Genomic DNA, 21,492 nt, shown 5'->3' with positions numbered 1-21,492 from the left:
GCGGCGTCGGGGTGGGGGCCTGCGCCTGCGCGGCCGGGGCCTGGGGTGCCGCCTCGGCGGCGGGCGCCTGCGGCGCGGGAGCCGCGGGCTTCTCCTCCGGTGCCGGAGCCGGCTTGGGAGCGGCCGGCTTCGGCGCGCCCGGCTTGGGACGCGCGGTCTCGGCCGCGGGGGCCGGGCTCGCAGGAGTGGGCCGGGGACCCGGCCGGGGGGCACCGGGCTTCGGTGCGGGGGTGGGTGCAGCCTTAGCGGCTGCGCCGTCGCCTTCGGTCTTGCCGAACGATTCGCGCAGACGACGCGCGACCGGCGGTTCGACGGTCGAAGACGCGGACTTGACGAACTCGCCCTGTTCCTTCAGGCGTGCGAGTAGTTCCTTGCTGGTGACACCGAGTTCTTTCGCCAACTCGTGCACGCGGGCCTTGCCTGCCACTGCTCTCCTCACTGATGAGGTCGAGCGGCCGACTGCCCGCACGACCTCGGGTTATCTCCGATGGACGTTCATCGCTGGTGCTTCACGGTGTGCTCATGAGTGTTCGTGCCTGTTCTTCTCAGAGTGCGATGTCACTGTTGGTGTTCCTCGTCGTCGTTCCCACGATCGTCGTACCCGGCCGAGGCCGACTCGATGCGTCCGTGATCACTGTGCCGTGGACCCGACCAGCTGATCCAGCGCTGTGGTGTCCGGATACCCGGTCACGCGCAGTGCCCTGCCGAATGCTCGACGCCGAACCGCCAGTTCCAGACATTCCGGAGTGGGATGCAACCACGCACCTCGCCCGGGAAGCCTGCGTCGCGGATCGGGAATCACGGCGAAACCTGACGATTCCGTATCGCGCGCCACCACCCGGAGCAGTTCGGCAGTCAGCCTTCGCTGCCGACATCCGACACAGGTACGCACCGTAGAGGCACGTTCCCCGTCGTTCGAGGACAGGTCATGCTGAACCATCGACCACTGTACCGCTGTTTTGCCCGGAATCCCGCATCCCACTCCTACGAGCCTGTCGAGCCGCCGTGGGAATCGTCCTTTCCGGCGGGCGCGGCGTCGCTGCGGATGTCGATGCGCCAGCCGGTCAGGCGGGCCGCGAGCCGGGCATTCTGCCCTTCCTTGCCGATCGCGAGGGACAACTGGAAGTCGGGAACGACGACCCGGGCAGCGCGCGCGTCGGGGTCGACGACCGTGACCGACACCACCTTCGACGGCGACAGTGCGTTGCCCACGAACTTCGCGGGGTCCTCGTCGTAGTCGATGATGTCGATCTTCTCCTCGCCGAGTTCGCGCATCACGTTGCGCACCCGCTGCCCCATCGGGCCGATGCACGCACCCTTGGCATTGAGACCGGGGACGGTCGAGTGCACGGCGATCTTCGAGCGGTGCCCGGCCTCACGGGCGACCGCGACGATCTCCACCGACTCGTCGGCGATCTCCGGGACCTCGAGGGCGAACAACTTGCGCACCAGATTGGGATGCGTCCGAGACAGGGTGATCTGCGGGCCGCGCTGCCCACGGGAGACGCCCACGACGTAGCACTTGATGCGGTCGCCGTGCTCGTAGGACTCCCCCGGCACCTGCTCGGCCGGCGGGATGAGCCCCTCGGCGTTGTTCGTCTCGCCGCCGATCTTCACGACGACCATGCCGCGGGCGTTGGCACGCGAGTCGCGCTGCACGACGCCGCTGACGATCTCACCCTCGTGGGTCGCGAACTCACCGAAGCGCTGTTCGTGCTCGGCGTCGCGGATGCGCTGCATGATGACCTGACGCGCGGTGGTCGCCGCGATCCGGCCGAAGTCCTCGGGGGTGTCGTCCCACTCGGCGATCAGGTTGCCGTCGGCGTCGCGTTCCTCTGCCAGAACCTGGATGGCGCCGGTCTTCGTGTCGACCACGACCCGCGCGTGCGGCTGGTGTCCGTCGACGTGCCGGTAGGCCGTGAGCAGGGCCGTCTCGAGCGTCGCGATGAGCTCGTCGAACGGGATGTTCTTCTCCGCCTCGAGCATGCGCAGGGCAGCGATCTCGATATTCACTTGTCCACCTTCGTTTCGTTCGTCTCGTCATGATCGTCGCTGCCGGTCTCGTCCTCGAGTCCCTCGGCGAGCTCCCCGGCCGCGACCCGGCCGTCCGGAACCCCACCCGCGAGCTCGAGTTCCCTCGGCGGCGGCGGGGAGAACTCCACCTCCACCACCGCTCTGTGCACCGCGGCGAGCGGGACCGAACGGACCACCGGCCCGGACCGATCGGGCAGCACGAGCCTGATCTCGTCTCCGACGAGCTCGCCGATGCGTGCGACGAGGGTCTCGTCGGCCAGTTCCACCTTCGCCTTGCGGCCCTGGGCGCGCCGCCAGTGGCGGGCCTCGGTCAGGGGCCGACCGATACCGGGGCTGGTGACCTCGAGCACGTAGGGCGACTCGCCGAAGTCCGGCACCTCGTCGAAGGACTCGGAGACCACCCTGCTCAGGCGTGCCGCCTCGTCGAGACCGAGACCTGCGTCGCTGTCGACGAGCAGACGCACCGTACTGTGCTTTCCGGCGGCCGTGACCACCACGTCCTCGAGGTCGTATCCCTCTCTGGCGAGCAGATCGGAGACGAGCTCGACGATCCTCTCCGGGGGCGGCACAGGCATGGCGGGCAGGCTCCTCGTTCAGTTGTGGTCGCAGCGGACAGCGGGCCGGAACGGATGCGTACCGGCAGACTTCAAGCCTAACCCGCGTTTCGTGCTGTCGTGACCAGGGCGGCGTCCTTCTCCCGGCGACGCGACTGGCAGGATGGTCCGGTGCCGATGCCACTCGACCGACCCGCCGTCTCCCGACGAACCGTCCTGCGATGGTCGTCGGCCGCCGTCTGTGGGCTCGGAATCACGACGATCACCGCGTGCGGCGTTTCCGACGAGGATGCCGCCGAACCCGATCCGCTGGCGGGCCAGGCGACCCGGGCCCGCACCGATGCCGCGATCGCCACCGCGCTGCTCGCCCGGTCGCCGGAGCTGTCCGCAGCGCTCACCACGATCGCGGCGGAGCGGACCGCCCACGCCGATGCGCTCGAGACCGAGATCGCCCGGATGGAAGGCGCCACCACGAGTTTCACTCCCCCGTCGACCACCGCCACCACACCCACCGGTGAGCTCCCGAACGTCGGGGAACTCCGTGAACGGCTGAACCGGTCGCAGCGCGAAGCCGCGGATCTCGCACGCACGCTCTCGGGTTACCGCGCCGGCCTGCTCGCCTCGATCAGTGCGTCCTGCGCCGTGCAGACGGCGGTGATGTTGCCGTGAGCTCCCCCGAACCCGGTTCCGAACAGCAGGCTCTCGTCGACGCACTCGAGGCCGAACACGCCGCGGTCTTCGGATACGGCGTGATCGCGGCCTTCGCGGATCCCGCCCGCGCGGATGCGGTGGCGGAGGACACCGCCGCGCACCGCGCACGACGTGATGCGACGGCCGAAGCGCTGCGCGCCGCGAGCGTCGATCCCCCGGTCGCCGCCCCCGGCTACACCGTGCCGTTCCCGGTGACCGACCCCGCGTCCGCCGCCCAGCTCGCCGAGCAGATCGAGAGCGACACGGCGGTCGCCTGGCGGTCGGTCGTGGAACGGTCACGCAGCGAGTCCACCCGGGCCACCGCCGTGGGCGCCCTCACCGAAGCGGCCCTACGGGCGGCGCGCTGGCGGCAGAGCCGTGGAGTCGTGCCGTCGGTGGCCTTCCCCGGGCAGCCCTGAGCCGAAGGTCACTCGGTCACGACGGCGATCGCGAAACCGTCCCAGCCCTTCGTCCCGACGGTCTGCAGCGCCGTCGCGTCGAGGCGCGGTTCGCGGGCGAGCAGTTCGAGCACCTCCCGGGACGCACGGACGCGTTCGTCGTCGCTGTCCGGGTCCGTGATGCCGCCCGCCCGCACCACGTTGTCGACGACGATCACGGTGCCCGGCCGCGACAGCCGGAGCGCCGCCCGCACGTAGTTGCTGTTGTTCTCCTTGTCGGCGTCGACGAACACCAGATCGAAGGGGCCCTCGGCGACCAGGCCCGGCAGCGAGTCCAGAGCGGGGCCGACGCGGATCTCCACGCGGTCACCGACCCCGGCGCGGTCGAGATCGGCGCGGGCCACCTCGGCGTGCTTCGGCTCGTATTCGAGCGTGATCACCCGGCCGGACGCCCCGACCGCCCGGGCCAGCCAGATGGTCGAGTATCCGCCGAGCGTGCCGATCTCCAGGACGCGGCGGGCACCCCGCATCCGCGCGAGCAGGTGCAGGAACTTGCCCTGCGGGGCGGAGACGTCGATCGGTGGCAGTCCCGCTGCGGCGTTCGCATCGAGCGCCGAACTCAGCGCGGGGTCGTCGCCGATCAGCGTGTCGGTGAGGTAGTGGTCGGTCGCACTCCAGTTGTCGGCCATGCACCTCATTGTGGTTCGGCGCGCAACGCGCCAGGGCGTCTTCGGCCACATACGCCGGTGCCCCCACGACGGCAGGTCGCAGGGGTACCGGGGTTCGCCTGTGTCGGCGGAAAGGAGCGTCAGCGGTTGACGATGCGCTGGACGACCTCCCCGATCGGCAGCTCCTCGGCCTCGCCGGAGAAGCGGTCGCGAACCTCGACCGTGCCGTCGGCGAATCCACGGCCGACCACGACGACCAGCGGCATGCCCAGCAGTTCGGAATCCTTGAACTTGACGCCGGGCGACGCCTTACGGTCGTCGAGCAGGACCTCCACCCCCGCGTTGGACAGTTCCTCGGCGAGATTCTCTGCCCCCTCGCGCGCCTGCTCGTCCTTGTTCGCGATCACCAGGTGCACGTCGAACGGGGCGATCTCCGCCGGCCACCGCAGGCCCTTCTCGTCGTGCTGCTGCTCGGCGATCACCGCAACGAGGCGGGAGACCCCGACGCCGTAGGAGCCCATCGTGGGGCGCACCGGCTTGCCGTTCTCCCCGAGCACGTCCACCGCGAACGCGTCGGTGTACTTGCGGCCGAGCTGGAAGACGTGGCCGATCTCGATTCCGCGGGCGGAGACGAGTGCACCGGCTCCGTCGGGCGACGGATCGCCGTCGCGCACCTCGGCGGCCTCGATCGTTCCGTCCGGCGTGAAGTCGCGACCCGCGACCAGACCGAAGACGTGCTTGCCCTGCTCGTCGGCACCGGTGATCCAGCTGGTGCCGTCCACCACCCGCGGATCGACGAGATAGCGGACACCGTTGGCGAGCAGCGCCTTCGGACCGATGTAGCCCTTGACGAGGAACGGGTTCGCCGCGAAATCCGCTTCGGTGAGCAGTTCGACCTCGGCGGGTTCGAGCGACGCCTCGAGACGCTTGTCGTCGACCTCGCGGTCGCCGGGGACACCGATGCCGAGCAGCTCCCAGTCGCCACCGGGCCGGCGGACCTTGACCAGGACGTTCTTGAGCGTCTCGGCCGCGGTGACCTCACGCCCGAGGATCGTCGAGGCCGCCGCGACGAGCGTGTCGATCGTCGGGGTGTCGGGGGTGTCGTGCACGACCGCCTCGGGCTGTCCGTCGATCGGCAGCGGTTCGGGCGCGAGGGTCTTCACCGCTTCGACGTTCGCCGCATAACCGGATTCGAGGCATCGCACGTAGGTGTCCTCGCCCGCGGGCGAGTCGGCGAGGAACTCTTCGGAGGCACTGCCGCCCATCGCGCCGGAGGTGGCCGAGACGATCACGTACTCGACCCCGAGGCGCGTGAAGATGCGTTCGTAGGCGTCGCGGTGCGCCCGGTAGGACTCGGCGAGTCCTTCGTCGGTGAGGTCGAAGCTGTACGAATCCTTCATCACGAACTCGCGGCCACGCAGGATGCCGGCGCGGGGACGTTCCTCGTCGCGGTATTTCGTCTGGATCTGGTACAGCGTGACGGGGAAGTCCTTGTACGAGTTGTATTCACCCTTGACGGTGAGCGCGAACATCTCCTCGTGGGTGGGCCCGAGAAGGTAATCGCCGCCCTTACGGTCCTGCAGCCGGAACAGACTGTCGCCGTATTCCGTCCAGCGGTTGGTGGTCTCGTAGGCGTCGCGCGGCAGCAGCGCCGGCAGGACGATCTCCTGCGCACCGATGGAATTCATCTCCTCGCGCACGACCCGCTCGACCTGCCGCAGCACCCGCAGCCCCAGCGGCAGCCACGAATACACACCGGGCGCGATACGTCGCACGTATCCGGCTCGGACCAGCAACTTGTGGCTGGCGACCTCGGCGTCGGCCGGGTCGTCGCGGAGGGTACGAAGGAACAGATGCGACATGCGGGTGATCACGACCGTGCAGCCTACCGTGGCCACCTTCTGCGACGTCGGTACGGTTACCGGTTGTGCTGGTGCTTCTCCCCCCTTCCGAAACCAAGTCCGACGGCGGCGACGGCGGACCGCTCGATCTCGCCGACCTGTCGATGCCGCAGCTGACCGAGACGCGGGAGATGCTCGTGCAGGCGCTCGTCGACCTCGCCGACGATCCCGAGGCGTCGAGCCGCGCGCTCGGGCTGGGCGCCAAGGGAGCCGACGAGATCGAACGCAACGCGAAGCTGTGGGTCTCCCCTACCCGTCCGGCACTCGAGCGCTACACCGGGGTGCTGTACGACGCGCTCGACGCGGCGACATTCACGAAGACCCAGCGGGACAAGGCCTGTCGGCGTCTGGGGATCGGTTCGGCACTGTTCGGCGCCGTGCGGGCCGCCGATCCGATACCCGCCTACCGCCTGTCGGGAGGCTCGAAACTGCCCGGATTCGGCACGCTCAAGACCGTCTGGCGAGCCGAACTCACCGAGGCACTGGTCGCCGAGGCCGACGGTGACCTCGTGGTGGACCTCCGCTCCGGTGTCTACCAGCAACTCGGTCCCGTCCCGGGTGCGGTCACCGCCACGGTGTTCACCGAGCAGCCGGACGGCACCCGCAAGGTCGTCAGCCACTTCAACAAGCACCACAAGGGCCTGCTCGCCCGCGCCCTCGTCCTCACGCGGGCGGAACCGGGCGACATCTCATCCCTCGCGCGGGTCGCATCGAAGGCCGGGCTGCGCGTCGAGGTGGAGTCGCCCACCGAGCTGGTCGTGCTCACCTGACCTCGAGTCCCATCGCGGCGACGATGCGACGGGCCGAGTGCAGGACGGCGCCGAGCCGCGCCGTGAGAACCATGTCGCCCGACTCGATGGCGAACCGTTCGAGATCCGTGAGATTCCGGCGGCACGCCCCGTCGGGATCGACGTCCCGACCCGCCCCCACAGCCTCGATCATCCCGGCCAGTGCGTCGAGCACCGCGGCCACCGCCGACCGCACGTCCCGGCGGTCGGACTCCGCGAACTCGTCCCCGAGCACCGGATCCAGAGCGTGCGCGAGTTCCTCGACCGCGCTCGACACCGACGACAGGTCGTCGAGCGTCCGGTCCCAGCGACGCGCCCGTTCGCCGGCGCGGGCCGCGGCGGGGCGAGGATTCAACCTGACGCTCTCGTGCGCCCACCGCGATTCATCGAAGGCACGCTGGACGAAGCTGTGGATGCCGCGCGCACGCTGAACCCAGTCGCGGGACCCCGACGATCCCTCGCGGCATCCGGTGGCCATGTCCCGGAGCAGGTCGCGCAACTCGCCGGTGAGCTCGGTGCCCTCCTTGCCCGCCGAGTACACGGGCGGGAAGACCAGTGCAGTCACCGCGACGCCGACCGCTGCCCCGATCATCGTCTCGAGGAGGCGTTCGCTCAGCAGGACGGGACTGTCCGAGGCGCCGGTGGCGATCACCAGCAGCGCCGTGATCGCAACCCAGATGCCACTGGACTCGAACCGTCGCCAGCGTCCCGCGAAGTAGCCGACGGCCACCGCCATTCCGATCGCCGCGGTCGTCGACTCCACGAGCCGCGTCACGACGACCGCGACCAGCAGACCCGCGACGACCGCCCCGATCTGCACCGCGGCCTGCCGGAGCGAGCGGACGAGCGTGGCCTCGACGAGGAAGACCGCGACGTAGGGCGCGAGGAACGCCTGCTGGAAATGGAACACCTCGGTGACGAGGAGCCACGCCAGGACCGCAGCGAGCGTCGACCGGAACGCCTGGAGGGCGACGTACCGCTCGTGCCCGGCCTCGCGTACGGCCCGGACGATCCACGATCCGACGAATCTGCCCCGTTCGAGAACACCGACCTGCATGGGCGTCGGGTACCCGGCGTTCGCGCGTGGCAGGCGTGAACAAACTCATCCGCCGCGCCGACGGTCCCGGGATCAGGACGTCTGCGCGGCCTTCTCGGCTTCCTGCGCCTGGGCGACCTCTTCGGGGGTGAAGCGGATGAACAGAGCCGCGATACCGGCGATCACCGCGCAGACGGCGCAGCCGACCAGCGCGAACATGTAACCCTCGCCCTGGGCTACGAGCTGGGCGTCGGTCATGCCGGCGACGGCCCCCGAGACACCGCCGAGCGACATCGTCCGCGAGGTGGCCATCGCACCGATCACACCGAGGCCGACCGGACCTCCGAGGGTCTGTGCGACCTGCGCGATCGCCGAGAGCGGTCCGATCTCGTGCGGACCCACCCCGGAGATCGCGCACAGCGGCAGCGGGACGACGGCCAGTCCGACGCCGAAACCGACGACGAGCACCAGCACGAACAGGGTCGGGAAGTAGCGGACGCTACCGTCCATCGTCGATCCGTAGAGGAGGCTCACCGTCATGATCACCGAGCCGGTGACCACCAGCCAGCGGGGTTCGATCCGCGCGACCATCTTCGACGACACCGCGGCGGCGCCTCCGAGACCGAAGGCGAACGGCACGAACGCCAGGCCCGCGGAGAGTGGGCTGTAGCCGAGAATGTCCTGTACGAACAGGGCGACGAAGGCCGCGAGGCTGAACATCACCGCACCCGCGAAGAAGATCGCCACGAAGGTCGCGACGCGGTCCTTGTTCCGGAACAGCACGAACGGCAACAGCGGGTTCTCGGCCCGCCGCTCGACGAGCAGGAACAGTCCCAGCAGCACGAAGCCCGCGGCGACAGCACCGATCACCGGAAGGCTCGACCAGCCGAGTTCGGGGCCCTCGGTGAGACCGAAGACCAGACCGGTGCAGCCGAGCGTCGCGAGGATCGCGCCGGGAACGTCGAGCGCGAGGCGTTCGGACGCGGTCTCACGCAGCGCGATCGCGGCAAGCACGACGATGAGCACACCGATGGGGACGTTGATGAGGAAGATCCAGCGCCACGACACCTGTGTGAGGGCCCCACCGAGGATGAGTCCCGCGATGGACCCGACGCCGGTCATGGCGGCGAAGACCGCGATGGCGCGGTTGCGTGCCGGGCCTGCGGCGAAGGTCGTCGCAACGAGCGCGAGAGCGGTCGGGGACGCGACCGCGGCCCCGACACCCTGCAGGGCGCGGGCGCCGATGAGCATCGCTTCGCCGGTCGCCAGCCCGCACAGAAGGGACGCCAGGGTGAACAGGCCGACCCCGCCCATGAACATGCGTTTGCGCCCGTAACTGTCGCCCAGGCGGCCGCCGAGGAGCATCAGTCCGCCGAACGCGAGGGCGTACGAGGTGAGGACCCAGTTGCGACCCGAATCCGACAGTCCCAGATCGCTCTGCAGCGGAGCGAGCGCGAGATTCGCGACCGTTCCGTCGAGAACGACCATCAACTGGAGACCGCTGAGGACCAACATGGCCAGAGCGACCGCGCGGGTGGCCGACGGATGCGAGGTGGCTGACACGTGTTCCAACGTTACCCACCGTCCGAGTCGGAGCCGGTCCGCGGATCGAGTCCGAATCCGGCCACCGGCCCGATCACGATGATCGCGGGCGGGCGCACGCCCTCGTCGCGGACGCGGTGCGCGACGGTCGACAGATCGGCACGCACCACGCGCTGACTGCGCAGTGTTCCCTCCTGCACGACGACCACCGGGGTGTCTGCGGGACGTCCGCCGGCGATCAGGGCATCGGCGAACCGGTCGATGCGTTCGACAGCCATGAGCAGGACCAGGGTGCCCCGCAACTTCGCGAGCGCGTCCCAGTCGGTGAGCGAGTCGGGATGTCCCGGCGCGACGTGTCCGCTGACGACGACGAACTCGTGGGTGACGCCGCGATGGGTGACGGGGATGCCTGCCGCGGAAGGCACGGAGATCGCGCTGGTGATGCCCGGGACGACGGTGACAGGAATCCCGGCCGCAGTGCAGGCCTCGAGCTCCTCGTAGCCGCGACCGAAGACGTACGGGTCGCCGCCCTTGAGCCGGACGACGAACTTGCCGGCCCTCGCACGGTCGATCAGGGTCTCGTTGATCATCTGCTGGGCCATCGCCCGTCCGTACGGGAGCTTCGCGGCGTCGATCACCTCGACGTGATGATCGAGTTCCGCGAGCAGTTCCTGCGGTGCAAGGTGGTCGGCGACCACGACGTCGGCGCGGGCGAGGAGCCTGCGGCCACGGACGGTGATGAGATCGGGATCGCCGGGACCGCCGCCCACGAGAGCCACGCCGACCGGCTTCGGTCCGGCGTCGGCGAACTCCGTGACGGTCGCTCCGGCGAGAGCGTCGCGGATCGAGGTGCGCACGGCGGCGGACCTACGGTGGTCGCCTCCGGCGAGGACACCGACGGCGAGGCCTTCGTACCGGGCGGTGGCGGGAGTGACGGCACTGCCGTGGCGGGCGTTGTCGGCGCGGACGCAGAAGATCCTGTTGCGTTCGGCCTCTGCGACGACGGCCGCGTTGGTCTCGGGCTCGTCGGTGCAGGCCATGGCGTACCACGCGCCGTCGAGATCCCCGTCGCGGTAGTCACGCAGGTCGAGCGTGATGCGGCCTTTCGTCGCCATGCTCTCGACCACGGGGGTCGCGGCCCGGGTGACGACATGGACGCGGGCGCCGGACGCGACGAGCAGGCCGAGACGCCGCTGCGCGACGCTGCCCCCTCCGACGATCACGACGCGGCGTCCGCGGAGATCGAGTCCGACCAGGTAGCTGGTCTCGTCCTCTGCGGCAGCGGGCACGGGCATCTCCCCATCTCTCGTGTCGCGGCGAATCCGCCGGTCGGACCCACCGTCAGGACACCTGTGGCCCGGGCATCGCCTCGGGCCACAGGTGCGGTGATCGGATCAGACCGCGGCGGCCTCGACGGGCGCCTCGGCCACGGTGTCGGAGACGACGTCGAGCTGGAGCGACCTCGTGCTGTGGTCCCACACCTGACGGAACAGGTCGGGGTTGTCGGACAGCCTGACGCCGAGGGACGGGACCATCTCGCGGAGCTTGGACTGCCAACCCGCCCACTGCTGCGGGAAGCACCGCTCGAGCACGTCGAGCATGGCCGGGACCGCCGTCGAGGCACCCGGCGACGCACCGAGCAGGCCGGCGATCGAACCGTCGCCCGCATTGACCACGGCGGTACCGAACTCGAGGACACCGCCCGCACCCTTGCGGCGGATGACCTGCACCCGCTGGCCGGCGACGATGAGCTCCCAGTCCTCGAGACGCGCTTCGGGAACGAACTCGGCGAGGGTGCCGATGCGGTCGGCGGGCGACTGCATCAGCTCGCCGACGAGGTACTTGACGAGGCCGAGTTCGGTGACACCGACGCCGAGCATCGACATCAGGTTGCCGGGCTTGACCGACTTGGGCAGGTCCATGATGCCGCCCTGCTTGAGGAACTTGGGCGACCACCCGGCGTAGGGGCCGAACAGCAGACCCTGCTTGCCGCCGATCACGCGCGTGTCGAGGTGCGGAACCGACATCGGAGGGGCGCCGACCGCGGCCTTGCCGTAGACCTTCGCGCTGTGCTGCGCGATGACCTCGGGGTTGGTGCAGCGCAGGAAGGCACCGGAGACGGGGAAGCCGCCGAAGCCCTTGATCTCCTTGATGCCCGACTTCTGCAGCAGGTGAAGTGCACCGCCACCCGCGCCGACGAAGACGAACTTCGCCTGGACCTTGCGTGACTCGCCGGTGCGGCGATTGCGCACCTTCACGATCCAGCTGCCGTCGGACTGCTTGGCGATGTCGGTGACGTCGTGCCCGAAGAAGACGGAGCCGCCCGAGGCCGCGACGTGGTTGATGAGCTGTTTGGTGAGAGCGCCGAAGTCGACGTCGGTTCCGGTCTGCGTCCAGTTCAGCGCGACCGGATCGGAGAAGTCGCGGCCCTTGCCCATGAGCGGCAGGCGCTCGGTGAAGACCTCGGGGTTCTCGGTGTACTCCATGCCCTCGAAGAGGGGATGGCCGGCGAGAGCGTCGTAGCGGGCACGCAGGTACTTCACGTTCTCGGCGCCGTGCACGAAGCTCACGTGCGGAACCGGGTTGATGAAGTTCTTCGGGTCGGACAGGATGCCGTTGTCGACGGCGTACGCCCAGAACTGCCGCGAGACCTGGAACTGCTCGTTGACGTTCACGGCCTTCGCGATGTCGACCGAACCGTCCGGCTTGCCGGGGGTGTAGTTGAGCTCACACAGCGCGGAGTGGCCCGTACCGGCGTTGTTCCAGGGATCACTGCTCTCGGCCGCCGCGGCGTCGAGACGCTCGAACGCGGTGATCGACCAGTCGGGCTGCACCTGACGCAACAACGCACCGAGGGTTGCGCTCATGATGCCCGCGCCCACGAGCACTACGTCGGTTTTCGCTACTACGTTCTCTGACACTGGGAAATCGACTTCCTTGTCTGGTTCGCACGCGCCGCCGAAATACGGAGGTACCGTCTCGCGTGAGTGTCCCGCAACGCGGCGCGCGAATGCGACCGACAGGTTACCCGCGCGTTGTCCGGCGTTTCATTTCACCTCATTGTGTACCCATGAGCGGTGGTCGGCGAACACACCTAGGGTGTGATAGTGACTACTTGGCGTCCTGACGTCCTCGGAGACGGCTACGAGCAGCTCGACCTGCCACTGGGCACCGACCCCGACGGTGAAGGCGAGATCTCGGCGACCCTGGTGCGCTACCAGCCGGCGACCACCGATCTGCCCGACCGCGCGGTGCTCTACATCCACGGCTTCACCGACTATTTCTTCCAGCAGCACCTCGCCGAGCACTTCGCGGCGCGCGGCTACCGGTTCTTCGCCCTCGACCTGCGCAAGTGCGGTCGCTCACGGGCACCCGGACACACCCCCCACTTCGTCACCGATCTCGCCTACTACGACGCCGAACTCGACGAGGCGCTGAGGGTGGTGCGCAGCGAGGTCGGCGGCGGTGTGCTACTGGCGGCCCATTCGACGGGCGGGCTGGTGCTGCCGTTGTGGCTCGACCGGCTCGGTCGCCGACCCGGTGGGCCGGCCGCGGCGGGCATCGTGGGTCTCGTTTTGAACAGCCCCTGGTTCGACCTGCAGGGGCCCTCCTACCTGCGCAATGTGGGTACGACGCTCATCGACGCCGTCGGCCGGCTCCGGCCCCGGGCGCCGATCCCGCTGCCGAAGACCGAGAGCTACGGCCGCAGCCTGCAGAGCGACGGCTGGCGCTACGACCTCGACTGGAAGCCACTCACCGGTTTCCCCATCCGGTTCGGGTGGTTGCGTGCGGTCCGGCGGGGCCATTCCGTACTGCACCGCGGACTCGACATCGGGGTGCCGTCGCTGATCCTGCGGTCCGGCGCCTCGCGTTCCGCTCCGCGGTACGACGCGAGTGTCGACACGGTCGACGCGGTACTCGACGTCCGCCAGATCGCGCGATGGGCGGGTTGCCTCGGGAACCGCACGACGATCGTGCCGATCGACGGTGCCCGCCACGACGTGTTCCTGTCCACCCCCGGCCCGCTCGCGGTGGCCTTCCGGGAATTGGACCTGTGGCTGGAATGGTTGGACGGAGCGGACGAGGCGGAGACCTCCGGTTCCGGCACCGAGGCGGAGACCTCCGGTTCCGGCACCGAGACCGACGACTTCGCCGGCTCCGCCCCCGTTTCCGTACTGCATCGACCCATGGGAGAGCACGCGTGACCCACTACGACCTCGCGATCATCGGCACAGGATCGGGGAATTCGATCCTCGACGAGCGCTACGACGGGATGCGCGTCGCCCTTCTCGAACAAGGCACCTTCGGTGGCACCTGCCTCAACGTCGGCTGCATCCCCACGAAGATGTACGTCTACGCCGCCGAGGTCGCCCATACGATCCGGAACGCGGCGAAGTACGGCGTCGACGCGTCCGTCGACGGGGTGCGGTGGAACGACATCGTCGACCGGGTCTTCGGCCGTATCGATCCGATCGCGGCGGGCGGCGAGCGCTACCGCCGCGAGGACTGCGCGAACGTCACGGTCTACGGCGGGCACGCGCGTTTCGTCGGCGAGCGCCGCATCGACACCGGAACCGGAGAGGTGATCACCGCGGATCAGGTGGTCGTGGCGGCCGGTTCGCGGCCGACGATTCCGCAGGACGTGCTCGACTCCGGTGTGAGATATCACACGAGCGACGACGTCATGCGACTGCCGAAACTGCCCGAATCCCTCGTGATCCTCGGGACCGGCTTCATCGCGATGGAATTCGCCCACGTGTTCTCGGCGCTCGGCACCCGGGTCTCGGTGGTGGCGCGGACCGACCGCCTGCTGCGGCATCTGGACGCCGACGTCTCCCAACGATTCACCGCGCTGGCCGCCGCCAAGTGGGACGTCCACCTCGCCAACCCCGCGCGGGAGTTCCGTCCTGTCGGCGACGGCGTCGAGGTCGAGCTCGCCGACGGCACCGTCGTGAGCGGCGACGCTCTGCTCGTCGCGACGGGCCGGCAGCCGAACGGAGACCTGCTCGACACCGCGGCGGCCGGCATCGAGCTCGACGCGCAGGGCCGCATCGTGGTCGACGAGTTCCAGCGCACGTCCGCGGCGGGGGTCTTCGCGCTCGGTGACGTGTCGTCGCCCTACCAGCTCAAGCACGTCGCCAACCACGAGGCCCGGGTCGTGCAGCACAACCTGCTCCGCGGCGCGTGGGGTGGCGACCCCGCGGGTCTGCACCGAACGGACCATCGCTTCGTCCCGTCGGCCGTGTTCACCGATCCGCAGATCGCGACCGTCGGCCTCACCGAGGCCGAGGCCCGGGACGCGGGATACGACATCTCCGTCAAGATCCAGGACTACGGGAACGTCGCCTACGGGTGGGCGATGGAGGACACCGAGGGCTTCTGCAAGCTGATCGCCGATCGGTCCACGGGTCTGCTGCTCGGTGCCCACATCATCGGGTCGCAGGCGTCGACAGTGATCCAGCCGCTCATCCAGGCGATGTCGTTCGGTCTGCCCGCCCGGGAGATGGCGACCGGCCAGTACTGGATCCATCCCGCTCTGCCCGAGCTCGTCGAGAACGCGCTGCTCGGTCTCTGAGCGCTCCCCGGTCTTTGAGCACCCTCGTCAGCGCCGTGTGGCCTGCCGCCCTCCGGGGCCGCAGGCCACACGCGTATCACCAGCTGCCGGTACGCAGCGCGATCGCGGACGCGAAGTCGGTGGGCGCATCGACGGGCACGTTGTCCACTCCGTCGAGTTCGACCACCCGGAACTCCCCCGTCACGTAGCGCATCGACGCGTCGGCCTCGGCGCGACGCGACGAGGTACCGACGACGATCGTGGTGGGGACCTCCGCGGGCGGCGCCGTGGCGTCGCGCACCGTGCCGTCGCGGTCCGGGACCGCGGGATGGCCGCGATCGGCGACCACGAGACTCGCGAAGCGTCCGAATCGTCCTGCGGCGACGGCCCATGCCAGCTCGGCTCCTGCTCCACTGCCCGCCAGGTGCACCCAGGGCAGGGCGAGACCGTCGAGCAGGGCGAAGACGTCACCGGGCGCGAGTCCGTCGATCTTCTCGACCACGATCGTCCGTAGGTCGGAGGTGTGCAGCCGCTCGCACACGACGTCGTACACGTCCGCGTTCTCTCCCGCATCCGGGAAGAGCAGCACCGTGTAACGACTTTCGGGGCCGCCGATCCGTACCTGCACGTCGCCACCGGGCGTGGTCACCGTCCTCGAGTCCATGCGCAAACGCTACATGGCCGCGGTAGGTGCACCGGCTCTTGCCGTATCGACGATCAGGTCCTATGGTTCATTACATGAGTAATGAACCGATGCACCCGCCTTCGGGTTCAGGAGCATCGTGCTGAACGACGAGGGCAAGCCCCTCTTCCGGCAGATCGCCGAGCTCATCGAGAACTCGATCGTCGACGGCAGCCTCGCGGAAGAGACGCAGGTTCCCTCCACGAACGAGCTCGCCGCCTTCCATCGCATCAATCCGGCCACGGCGGCGAAGGGTCTCAACGCCCTGACAACCGAGGGAATCCTCTACAAGAAGCGAGGAATCGGCATGTTCGTCACCACCGGCGCCCGCGACAAGCTGGTCGCCCGGCGACGGGATCGGTTCGCCCGGCAGTACGTCGTCCCGCTCGTCCTCGAGGCCGGAAAACTCGGAATCGGCATCGACGAGCTCAAGTCCATGCTCGACACACGGGAGCACAGATGACCATCACCTCGCCCGTCGTCCGCGCGCGTCACCTCGGCATGCAGTTCGGGGACGTCGCTGCCCTCACCGACGCCGACTTCACGCTGCACCGGAACACGATCTACGGCCTGCTCGGCCGCAACGGCGCCGGCAAGACCACCCTGATGCAGCTGCTTGCGGGCCACCTGCGTCCCACCACCGGCAGCGTCGAGGTGTTCGGAGCGGATCCGTACGAGAACACCGCCGTACTCCAGCAGCTGTGCTTCGTCGCCGACACCCAGCGTCATCCCGACGACCTGCGGGTCGGGCACGTGCTCGCTTCGGCGGAACTGCTGCTGCCACTGTGGGATCGGGGGTACGCCGAGCGGCTGGCCGAGAGGTTCGCGCTGCCCTGCGGCCGCAAGGTCAAGAAGCTCTCCCGCGGCATGAGTTCCGCGCTGGGCATCGTGGTGGGCCTCGCGTCGCGCGCACCGGTGACGATCTTCGACGAGCCGTATCTGGGCCTCGACGCCGTCGCCCGGCAGATGTTCTACGACGAACTGCTGCTCGACTACGCCGAGCGGCCGCGCACCGTCGTGTTGTCGACCCACCTGATCGACGAGGTCGCCGACCTCCTGGAACACGTCCTCGTGCTCGACCGCGGACATCTCGTCGTCGACGAGGACACCGACACGCTGCGCACCCGGGCCGCGCAGGCGACCGGACCGGCGGACGAAGTGGCACGGATCGTCGGCGACAGCACCGTCCTGCACACGGAGGGACTCGGCGGCGTCGCCCGCACGACCTTCCTCCGCAGCGACCCGGACGAACTTCCCCGCACCTCCGGACCGGTGGACGTGCAGCCGATCTCGCTCCAGGACCTCGTGGTCCATCTCCACCGGACATCCGCATCCGCCACCACGAACGAGGAGGCATCGCTGTGACCACCGCGATCCCGCTGCCGGCCCCGATCACCACCGGGCCCGCGCGCGTCCTGTCCGTCGCCCGCCTGCAGCTCGTCTCGTGGCCACTGCTCCTCGCGTGGCCCGTCGGCCTGCTGGTCACCTCGGCCCTCATCCCGTGGGTGATCTTCTCGCTCGTCGACACGGGTGCCGAGTACAACGTCACGGGGAGCGTGCTGTCGGTCTACGGCTTCGTCATCGCGTTCTACCTCCTGGCGATGACCCAGATGTTCTCGTTCGCACTGCGTCTCGGCTCCACCCGATCGCACTACATGCAGTCGATGGTGTGGATCGCCGTGGTCCAGTCCGCGGTGTTCTCGGTCGTCTTCCAGATCCTCTCGGTGCTCGAAGCCGCGACCGGTGGCTGGGGCGTGAACATGCGGATGTTCGGAATCCTGCGTTTCGTCACCGACAGTTCCGTGGTGCAGTTCCTGGGCTTCTTCACCACGATGCTCCTGATCATCGCACTGGCGATGCTCGCCGGCGCCATCCAGCACCGTTGGCGCGCAACGGGTCTGCTGACGGCTACCGCGTCCGTCGTGGTGCTCGGCGGTCTCGTCGCGATCGTCGTGACGTGGACCGGATCGTGGTCGGCGCTGTGGTCGTGGTTCGCCGATGCCGCGCCGACCACGACCCTGGTGGTGCTTCCCGCACTGGTCGCCGCGGTGTGCACGAGCGCGACCTGGTGGGTCGCCCGGAACGCCGCGCCCTAGGTGGTCACGGCAGGGTGAGGATCTCGGCGCCCGTGTCGGTGACGACGATGGTGTGCTCGAACTGCGCGGTCCACTTGCGGTCCTTGGTGACGACCGTCCAGCCGTCGTCCCAGATCTCGTAGTCGGGGGTGCCGAGATTGATCATCGGCTCGATGGTGAACACCATCCCGGGTTCGATGATCGTGTCGATGTCGGGACGGTCGTAGTGCAGGATCACCAGGCCGTTGTGGAAGGTCTCGCCGATGCCGTGGCCGGTGAAGTCGCGGACGACGCCGTAGCCGAAGCGGTTGGCGTAGGACTCGATGACCCGGCCGACGACGTTGAGGGCCCGGCCGGGCCTGACGGCCTTGATGCCCCGCATCGTCGCCTCGCGGGTGCGTTCGACCAGAAGGCGGACCTCCTCGGAGACGTCGCCGGCGAGGAAGGTCGCGTTGGTGTCGCCGTGGACGCCGTCGATGTAGGCGGTGACGTCGATGTTGACGATGTCGCCGTCCTCGACGACGGTCGAGTCGGGGATGCCGTGGCAGATCACCTCGTTGAGCGAGGTGCAGCACGATTTGGTGAAGCCGCGGTAGCCCAGCGTCGACGGGTAGGCGCCGTGATCGCACATGTACTCGTGGGCGACGCGGTCGATCTCGTCGGTGGTCACCCCCGGCGCGACGGCCTTACCTGCTTCCACGAGGGCCTGCGCGGCGATCTTCGAGGCGAGTCGCATCTTCTCGATCGTCTCGGGTGTCTGCACCCACGGCTCGTTGCCTTCCTTCGCCGTGGGCTTCCACACGTACTCCGGGCGTTCGATCGACGCGGGCACCTCCCGGACGGGAGTCGGAGTGCCGGGGACGAGCGGAGCGCGGGTAGCCATGACTTCCAGATTAGCTGCCGCGCCCCGCTCCCCCGTCATCCCGATCAGGCCGTCATCCACAGATCAGCCGACGGCGCCCGCCTGGCGCAACCTGAACCGCTGGACCTTGCCGCTCGGCGTCTTGGGCAGGTGCGGAACGAAGTGGACGGCGCGCGGGTAGGCGTGCGCGGCGTACTTCTGCTTCACGAGCTTCTGGAGGTCCGCCTCGAGCGCATCGTCGCCGTGGACTCCCTCGCGCAGCACCACGAACGCCTCGAGGACCTCACCGCGCAGCTCGTCCGGCAATCCGACCACTGCGGCCTCGATCACGTCGGGGTGCATCACGAGCACCGATTCGACGTCGAACGGGCCGATGCGGTAACCGGCCATGATGATCACGTCGTCGTCGCGGGACGAGAAGAAGAAGAATCCGTTCTCGTCGACCTTCCCGGCGTCGCCGGTCAGATACCACCGGCCGTCGGCGCTGAACCGTTCGGCGGTCTTCTCGGGAGCGTCGACATACCCGGTGAACCACACCAGCGGGCTCGCGTGCACGTCGATCGCGACGCGGCCGACCTCACCCGGTTCGGCCGGTTCGTCGCTGTCCTCCTGCAGCACCGTGCAGCTCCAGCCCGGCAGGGGCTTGCCCATCGACCGCGGCGGGGTGTCCTCGCGCAACTCGTCCGCCCATGCGTCGACGACGAACATGCCGTGTTCGGTCTGCCCGTACTGGTCGCGCACCACGACGCCGAGGGTCTCCTCGGACCAGGCGAGGACGTCGGGGGTGAGCGGCTCACCGGCCGAGGAGGCGCGGCGCAGCCGGACCCGCGGATGCTCCGCCGTGTCGGCCTTCAGGCTCCGGTAGACGGTCGGGGCCGCCGCGAAGTTGGTGACGCCGAAGGTGTCGAGGATCTTCCAGGTGAGCGCGGGCGAGAAGCCGGCGTGCAGCAGGAGGCTGCGCCGACCGGCGGCGAGCGGCCCGAGCAGCGCGTAGTAGAGCCCGTATGCCCATCCCGGGTCGGCGGCGTTCCAGAAGACGTCGTCCTCGCGCACGTCGAGACCGAACTCCAGGTAGGCGTGGAAGGACGCCAGCGCCTTCACCGGGACGGGAACGCCCTTGGGGGTGCCGGTCGTGCCGGAGGTGAACAGCTGGACCAGCCGTCCGCCCCCACCCACGGCGACCGCCTCGCCTCGGGGGTCGTCGTCCGAATGCGCTGCGAGCAGTTCGCCGAAGTCGCGGGCCCCGCGACCCGATGCGTCGGCATTGCCCTCACCGGCCACGACGACCTGCCACGGCACGTCGGCGGGAAGGTCGGAGCCCGCGGCGAGCTTGCCCGCCTGGTCGCGGTCGGCCACGACCACCTTGGTGCCGCTGGCGTCGAGCCGGAAGGCGATCGCCGGCGCCGCGAAGGCGGTGAACAACGGCACGTGCACCGCGCCGCGACGCCAGATGCCGAGGACCGCGACCACCAGATCGGCGGACTTGCCCATGAGCGTGGCGACGTGGTCGCCGGGTTCGACACCGAGATCCGCCAGCGCCGCGGCGAAGCGCGCCGAACGTTCCCGAAGCTCACCGTAGGTGAGGTCGGTGGAACTCAGATCGGCGTCGATGACGGTGAACGCCACCGCATCGGCGGGGTGGTCGTCGCACAGCAATCGGGCTGCGCAGGCGTCTGCCGTGTCGTACCGCTCGAGCAGTGTCCGCACACGGCTTGCTGTGTCGCGCATCGTGGTCCTTTCGTCCGTACCGGCCGGTATGTCGTCGTCTGTGGGATAGACCCGTTCGACGTCTATGATTCGAGTCACACCGTATTCCCGATACCCCCGGAAAGGGGTGGCGTTCGTGTCGTCCTCCTCGTCGGCGCTCCTGCGTCCCCGCGACGGTGATGCCTTGCGGGGAGAACTCCGCCGCACCGCGGCGCACGCCCAACTGCCCGTGGTCTTTGCCGGTGAGGTACAACAGGGATCGCTGCAACTGAGCGAATTCTTCGGCACCCGCACCAACAGCCTGGCCGGTGTCGTGGTGCCGCCGCGCGCAGGTCTCGGCGGCCGCGTTCTCGCGGAGTCGCGGGTGGTGACGGTGTCGGACTACGGTCGCTCCGCGTCGATCACGCACCACTTCGATCGTCCGGTGCTGTACGAGGGGTTGCGGTCCATCCTCGCCGTGCCCGTGCTCGTCGAAGGGAAGGCCCGCGCCGTGCTGTACGGCGCGGCCCGCGAGTGCGCCCCGGTCGGCGATCGCGCGGTGACGGCGTTCGCGCAGGCGGCAGCACGTCTCGCGCACGAAATCGCGGTGCGCGACGAGGTCGATCGGCGACTCGCGATGCTCGAGCATTCGTCCGGCGACCGCGATCCGGTCGCGACCGCGCAGGTCCGCGAAGTACACGCCGAGCTACGGGTGCTCGCCCAGGGCGCGACCGACCCGGCGCTCCAGGACAAGCTGCGCTCGCTCTCCGACCGGCTCGCCGGAGTGCTCGACGGGACGCAGCCGGAACCGACGGAGGTCGTGCTGTCCCCGCGCGAGACCGACGTGCTGTCCCATGTGGCGCTCGGGTGCAGCAACGCCGAGATCGCCCAGCGCCTGTCGGTCGGTGCCGAGACGGTCAAGAGCTACCTGCGCAGCGCCATGAGCAAGCTCGACGTCCATTCCCGCCACGAGGCCGTCGTCGCGGCGCGCAAGTCGGGGCTGCTGCCCTGATATCCGGCCG

At 69.2% G+C, this 21,492-nt stretch carries 22 protein-coding genes; 9 read left to right on the top strand and 13 right to left on the bottom strand.

Features of this window, described 5'->3' with window-relative positions; translation table 11 throughout:
* The 4 genes from A8G18_RS07775 to rimP all read right to left on the bottom strand — a co-directional run.
* Window positions 1-427, bottom strand: a 427-nt coding sequence (locus A8G18_RS07775) for a translation initiation factor IF-2 N-terminal domain-containing protein (protein WP_209447008.1), incomplete at its 3' end; no start/stop codon positions are given.
* Window positions 428-631: 204 nt separating this feature from the next.
* The gene (locus A8G18_RS22340; protein ID WP_084421590.1) at window positions 632-940 is read right to left on the bottom strand and encodes a YlxR family protein; all 309 of its coding nucleotides are present in this window, start codon (window positions 938-940) and stop codon (window positions 632-634) included.
* Between the two features lie 44 nt (window positions 941-984).
* Window positions 985-2,013, bottom strand: a complete 1,029-nt coding sequence (nusA, locus tag A8G18_RS07770) for a transcription termination factor NusA (RefSeq protein WP_064063396.1) — start codon at window positions 2,011-2,013, stop codon at window positions 985-987.
* Entirely contained in the window at window positions 2,010-2,609 is a 600-nt protein-coding gene (gene rimP / locus A8G18_RS07765; protein WP_064063395.1) for a ribosome maturation factor RimP, read from the bottom strand. Before rimP ends, nusA begins: the two co-directional genes overlap by 4 nt.
* A gap of 156 nt (window positions 2,610-2,765) precedes the next feature.
* Between rimP and A8G18_RS07760 the strand changes: the two genes are divergently transcribed.
* Both A8G18_RS07760 and A8G18_RS07755 read left to right on the top strand, forming a co-directional pair.
* The gene (locus A8G18_RS07760; protein WP_172506035.1) at window positions 2,766-3,257 is read left to right on the top strand and encodes a hypothetical protein; all 492 of its coding nucleotides are present in this window, start codon (window positions 2,766-2,768) and stop codon (window positions 3,255-3,257) included.
* Window positions 3,254-3,697 (top strand): ferritin-like domain-containing protein, encoded by a 444-nt coding sequence (locus tag A8G18_RS07755; protein WP_016933718.1) that lies wholly within the window; start codon window positions 3,254-3,256, stop codon window positions 3,695-3,697. Before A8G18_RS07760 ends, A8G18_RS07755 begins: the two co-directional genes overlap by 4 nt.
* 8 nt (window positions 3,698-3,705) lie before the next feature.
* Here the strand turns inward: A8G18_RS07755 and A8G18_RS07750 are convergent, their stop codons facing one another.
* Both A8G18_RS07750 and A8G18_RS07745 read right to left on the bottom strand, forming a co-directional pair.
* Complete coding sequence (locus A8G18_RS07750) at window positions 3,706-4,365, bottom strand: O-methyltransferase (protein ID WP_064063394.1); 660 nt, start codon at window positions 4,363-4,365, stop codon at window positions 3,706-3,708.
* A gap of 119 nt (window positions 4,366-4,484) precedes the next feature.
* Window positions 4,485-6,218, bottom strand: coding sequence for a proline--tRNA ligase (locus tag A8G18_RS07745; RefSeq protein ID WP_064063393.1), 1,734 nt, complete (start codon window positions 6,216-6,218; stop codon window positions 4,485-4,487).
* Between the two features lie 53 nt (window positions 6,219-6,271).
* Between A8G18_RS07745 and yaaA the strand changes: the two genes are divergently transcribed.
* Window positions 6,272-7,015, top strand: a complete 744-nt coding sequence (gene yaaA / locus A8G18_RS07740; protein ID WP_064063392.1) for a peroxide stress protein YaaA — start codon at window positions 6,272-6,274, stop codon at window positions 7,013-7,015.
* Here the strand turns inward: yaaA and A8G18_RS07735 are convergent.
* The 4 genes from A8G18_RS07735 to mqo form a co-directional block, all read right to left on the bottom strand.
* Window positions 7,008-8,090, bottom strand: coding sequence for an FUSC family protein (locus A8G18_RS07735; protein ID WP_064063391.1), 1,083 nt, complete (start codon window positions 8,088-8,090; stop codon window positions 7,008-7,010). The two genes, yaaA and A8G18_RS07735, sit on opposite strands and share 8 nt — an antisense overlap.
* A 72-nt stretch (window positions 8,091-8,162) precedes the next feature.
* The gene (locus A8G18_RS07730) at window positions 8,163-9,584 is read right to left on the bottom strand and encodes an MFS transporter (protein WP_232284759.1); all 1,422 of its coding nucleotides are present in this window, start codon (window positions 9,582-9,584) and stop codon (window positions 8,163-8,165) included.
* 59 nt (window positions 9,585-9,643) lie between these two features.
* The gene (cobA, locus tag A8G18_RS07725) at window positions 9,644-10,906 is read right to left on the bottom strand and encodes a uroporphyrinogen-III C-methyltransferase (RefSeq protein ID WP_064063390.1); all 1,263 of its coding nucleotides are present in this window, start codon (window positions 10,904-10,906) and stop codon (window positions 9,644-9,646) included.
* A gap of 99 nt (window positions 10,907-11,005) precedes the next feature.
* Window positions 11,006-12,532: a malate dehydrogenase (quinone) gene (gene mqo, locus A8G18_RS07720; RefSeq protein WP_084421580.1), complete on the bottom strand. Its 1,527-nt coding sequence runs from the start codon at window positions 12,530-12,532 to the stop codon at window positions 11,006-11,008.
* A 186-nt stretch (window positions 12,533-12,718) separates the two neighbouring features.
* On the opposite strand from mqo, the gene A8G18_RS07715 reads away from it, so the two are divergent.
* On the top strand, window positions 12,719-13,816 hold the full coding sequence (locus A8G18_RS07715) for an alpha/beta hydrolase (protein WP_064063388.1): 1,098 nt from the start codon (window positions 12,719-12,721) through the stop codon (window positions 13,814-13,816).
* Window positions 13,813-15,186, top strand: a complete 1,374-nt coding sequence (mtr, locus tag A8G18_RS07710) for a mycothione reductase (protein ID WP_064063387.1) — start codon at window positions 13,813-13,815, stop codon at window positions 15,184-15,186. The genes A8G18_RS07715 and mtr overlap by 4 nt, the downstream gene beginning before the upstream one ends.
* Before the next feature lie 76 nt (window positions 15,187-15,262).
* Here mtr and A8G18_RS07705 read toward each other — a convergent pair whose 3' ends face one another.
* Window positions 15,263-15,829, bottom strand: a complete 567-nt coding sequence (locus A8G18_RS07705) for an alpha/beta fold hydrolase (RefSeq protein WP_064063386.1) — start codon at window positions 15,827-15,829, stop codon at window positions 15,263-15,265.
* Window positions 15,830-15,950: 121 nt separating this feature from the next.
* Here A8G18_RS07705 and A8G18_RS07700 point away from each other — a divergent pair, with 121 nt between their 5' ends.
* From A8G18_RS07700 to A8G18_RS07690, 3 genes are read left to right on the top strand one after another with little or no spacing between them, the layout of a single operon-like run.
* Window positions 15,951-16,310: a GntR family transcriptional regulator gene (locus A8G18_RS07700; protein WP_064063411.1), complete on the top strand. Its 360-nt coding sequence runs from the start codon at window positions 15,951-15,953 to the stop codon at window positions 16,308-16,310.
* Window positions 16,307-17,212, top strand: a complete 906-nt coding sequence (locus tag A8G18_RS07695) for an ABC transporter ATP-binding protein (RefSeq protein ID WP_064063385.1) — start codon at window positions 16,307-16,309, stop codon at window positions 17,210-17,212. Before A8G18_RS07700 ends, A8G18_RS07695 begins: the two co-directional genes overlap by 4 nt.
* Window positions 17,209-17,943: a hypothetical protein gene (locus A8G18_RS07690; RefSeq protein ID WP_016933170.1), complete on the top strand. Its 735-nt coding sequence runs from the start codon at window positions 17,209-17,211 to the stop codon at window positions 17,941-17,943. The genes A8G18_RS07695 and A8G18_RS07690 overlap by 4 nt, the downstream gene beginning before the upstream one ends.
* Window positions 17,944-17,947: 4 nt before the next feature.
* Here the strand turns inward: A8G18_RS07690 and map are convergent, their stop codons facing one another.
* On the bottom strand, window positions 17,948-18,805 hold the full coding sequence (gene map, locus A8G18_RS07685; RefSeq protein WP_026003066.1) for a type I methionyl aminopeptidase: 858 nt from the start codon (window positions 18,803-18,805) through the stop codon (window positions 17,948-17,950).
* A gap of 63 nt (window positions 18,806-18,868) precedes the next feature.
* Window positions 18,869-20,512, bottom strand: coding sequence for an AMP-binding protein (locus tag A8G18_RS07680; protein WP_064063384.1), 1,644 nt, complete (start codon window positions 20,510-20,512; stop codon window positions 18,869-18,871).
* Window positions 20,513-20,618: 106 nt separating this feature from the next.
* Between A8G18_RS07680 and A8G18_RS07675 the strand changes: the two genes are divergently transcribed.
* Window positions 20,619-21,482: a LuxR C-terminal-related transcriptional regulator gene (locus A8G18_RS07675; protein ID WP_084421578.1), complete on the top strand. Its 864-nt coding sequence runs from the start codon at window positions 20,619-20,621 to the stop codon at window positions 21,480-21,482.
* The last annotated feature ends 10 nt before the right edge of the window (window positions 21,483-21,492 follow it).

The sequence above is a fragment of the Rhodococcus gordoniae genome (genome assembly GCF_001646655.1).
Lineage (GTDB): Bacteria > Actinomycetota > Actinomycetes > Mycobacteriales > Mycobacteriaceae > Rhodococcus > Rhodococcus gordoniae.
The sequence above is the reverse complement of the archived record's forward strand: the minus strand, read 5'-3'. Positions and strand labels throughout refer to the sequence as shown.

Bases quoted from the DNA above. Each gene is read 5' to 3' on its own strand.
- A8G18_RS07680 (WP_064063384.1), bottom strand. From the start codon at position 20,512: ATGCGCGACACAGCAAGCCGTGTGCGGACACTGCTCGAGCGGTACGAC.
- rimP (WP_064063395.1), bottom strand. From the start codon at position 2,609: ATGCCTGTGCCGCCCCCGGAGAGGATCGTCGAGCTCGTCTCCGATCTG.
- A8G18_RS07695 (WP_064063385.1), top strand. From the start codon at position 16,307: ATGACCATCACCTCGCCCGTCGTCCGCGCGCGTCACCTCGGCATGCAG.
- A8G18_RS07730 (WP_232284759.1), bottom strand. From the start codon at position 9,584: ATGTTGGTCCTCAGCGGTCTCCAGTTGATGGTCGTTCTCGACGGAACG.
- A8G18_RS07750 (WP_064063394.1), bottom strand. From the start codon at position 4,365: ATGGCCGACAACTGGAGTGCGACCGACCACTACCTCACCGACACGCTG.
- A8G18_RS07760 (WP_172506035.1), top strand. From the start codon at position 2,766: ATGCCACTCGACCGACCCGCCGTCTCCCGACGAACCGTCCTGCGATGG.
- A8G18_RS07705 (WP_064063386.1), bottom strand. From the start codon at position 15,829: ATGGACTCGAGGACGGTGACCACGCCCGGTGGCGACGTGCAGGTACGG.
- A8G18_RS22340 (WP_084421590.1), bottom strand. From the start codon at position 940: ATGGTTCAGCATGACCTGTCCTCGAACGACGGGGAACGTGCCTCTACG.
- map (WP_026003066.1), bottom strand. From the start codon at position 18,805: ATGGCTACCCGCGCTCCGCTCGTCCCCGGCACTCCGACTCCCGTCCGG.
- A8G18_RS07735 (WP_064063391.1), bottom strand. From the start codon at position 8,090: ATGCAGGTCGGTGTTCTCGAACGGGGCAGATTCGTCGGATCGTGGATC.
- cobA (WP_064063390.1), bottom strand. From the start codon at position 10,906: ATGCCCGTGCCCGCTGCCGCAGAGGACGAGACCAGCTACCTGGTCGGA.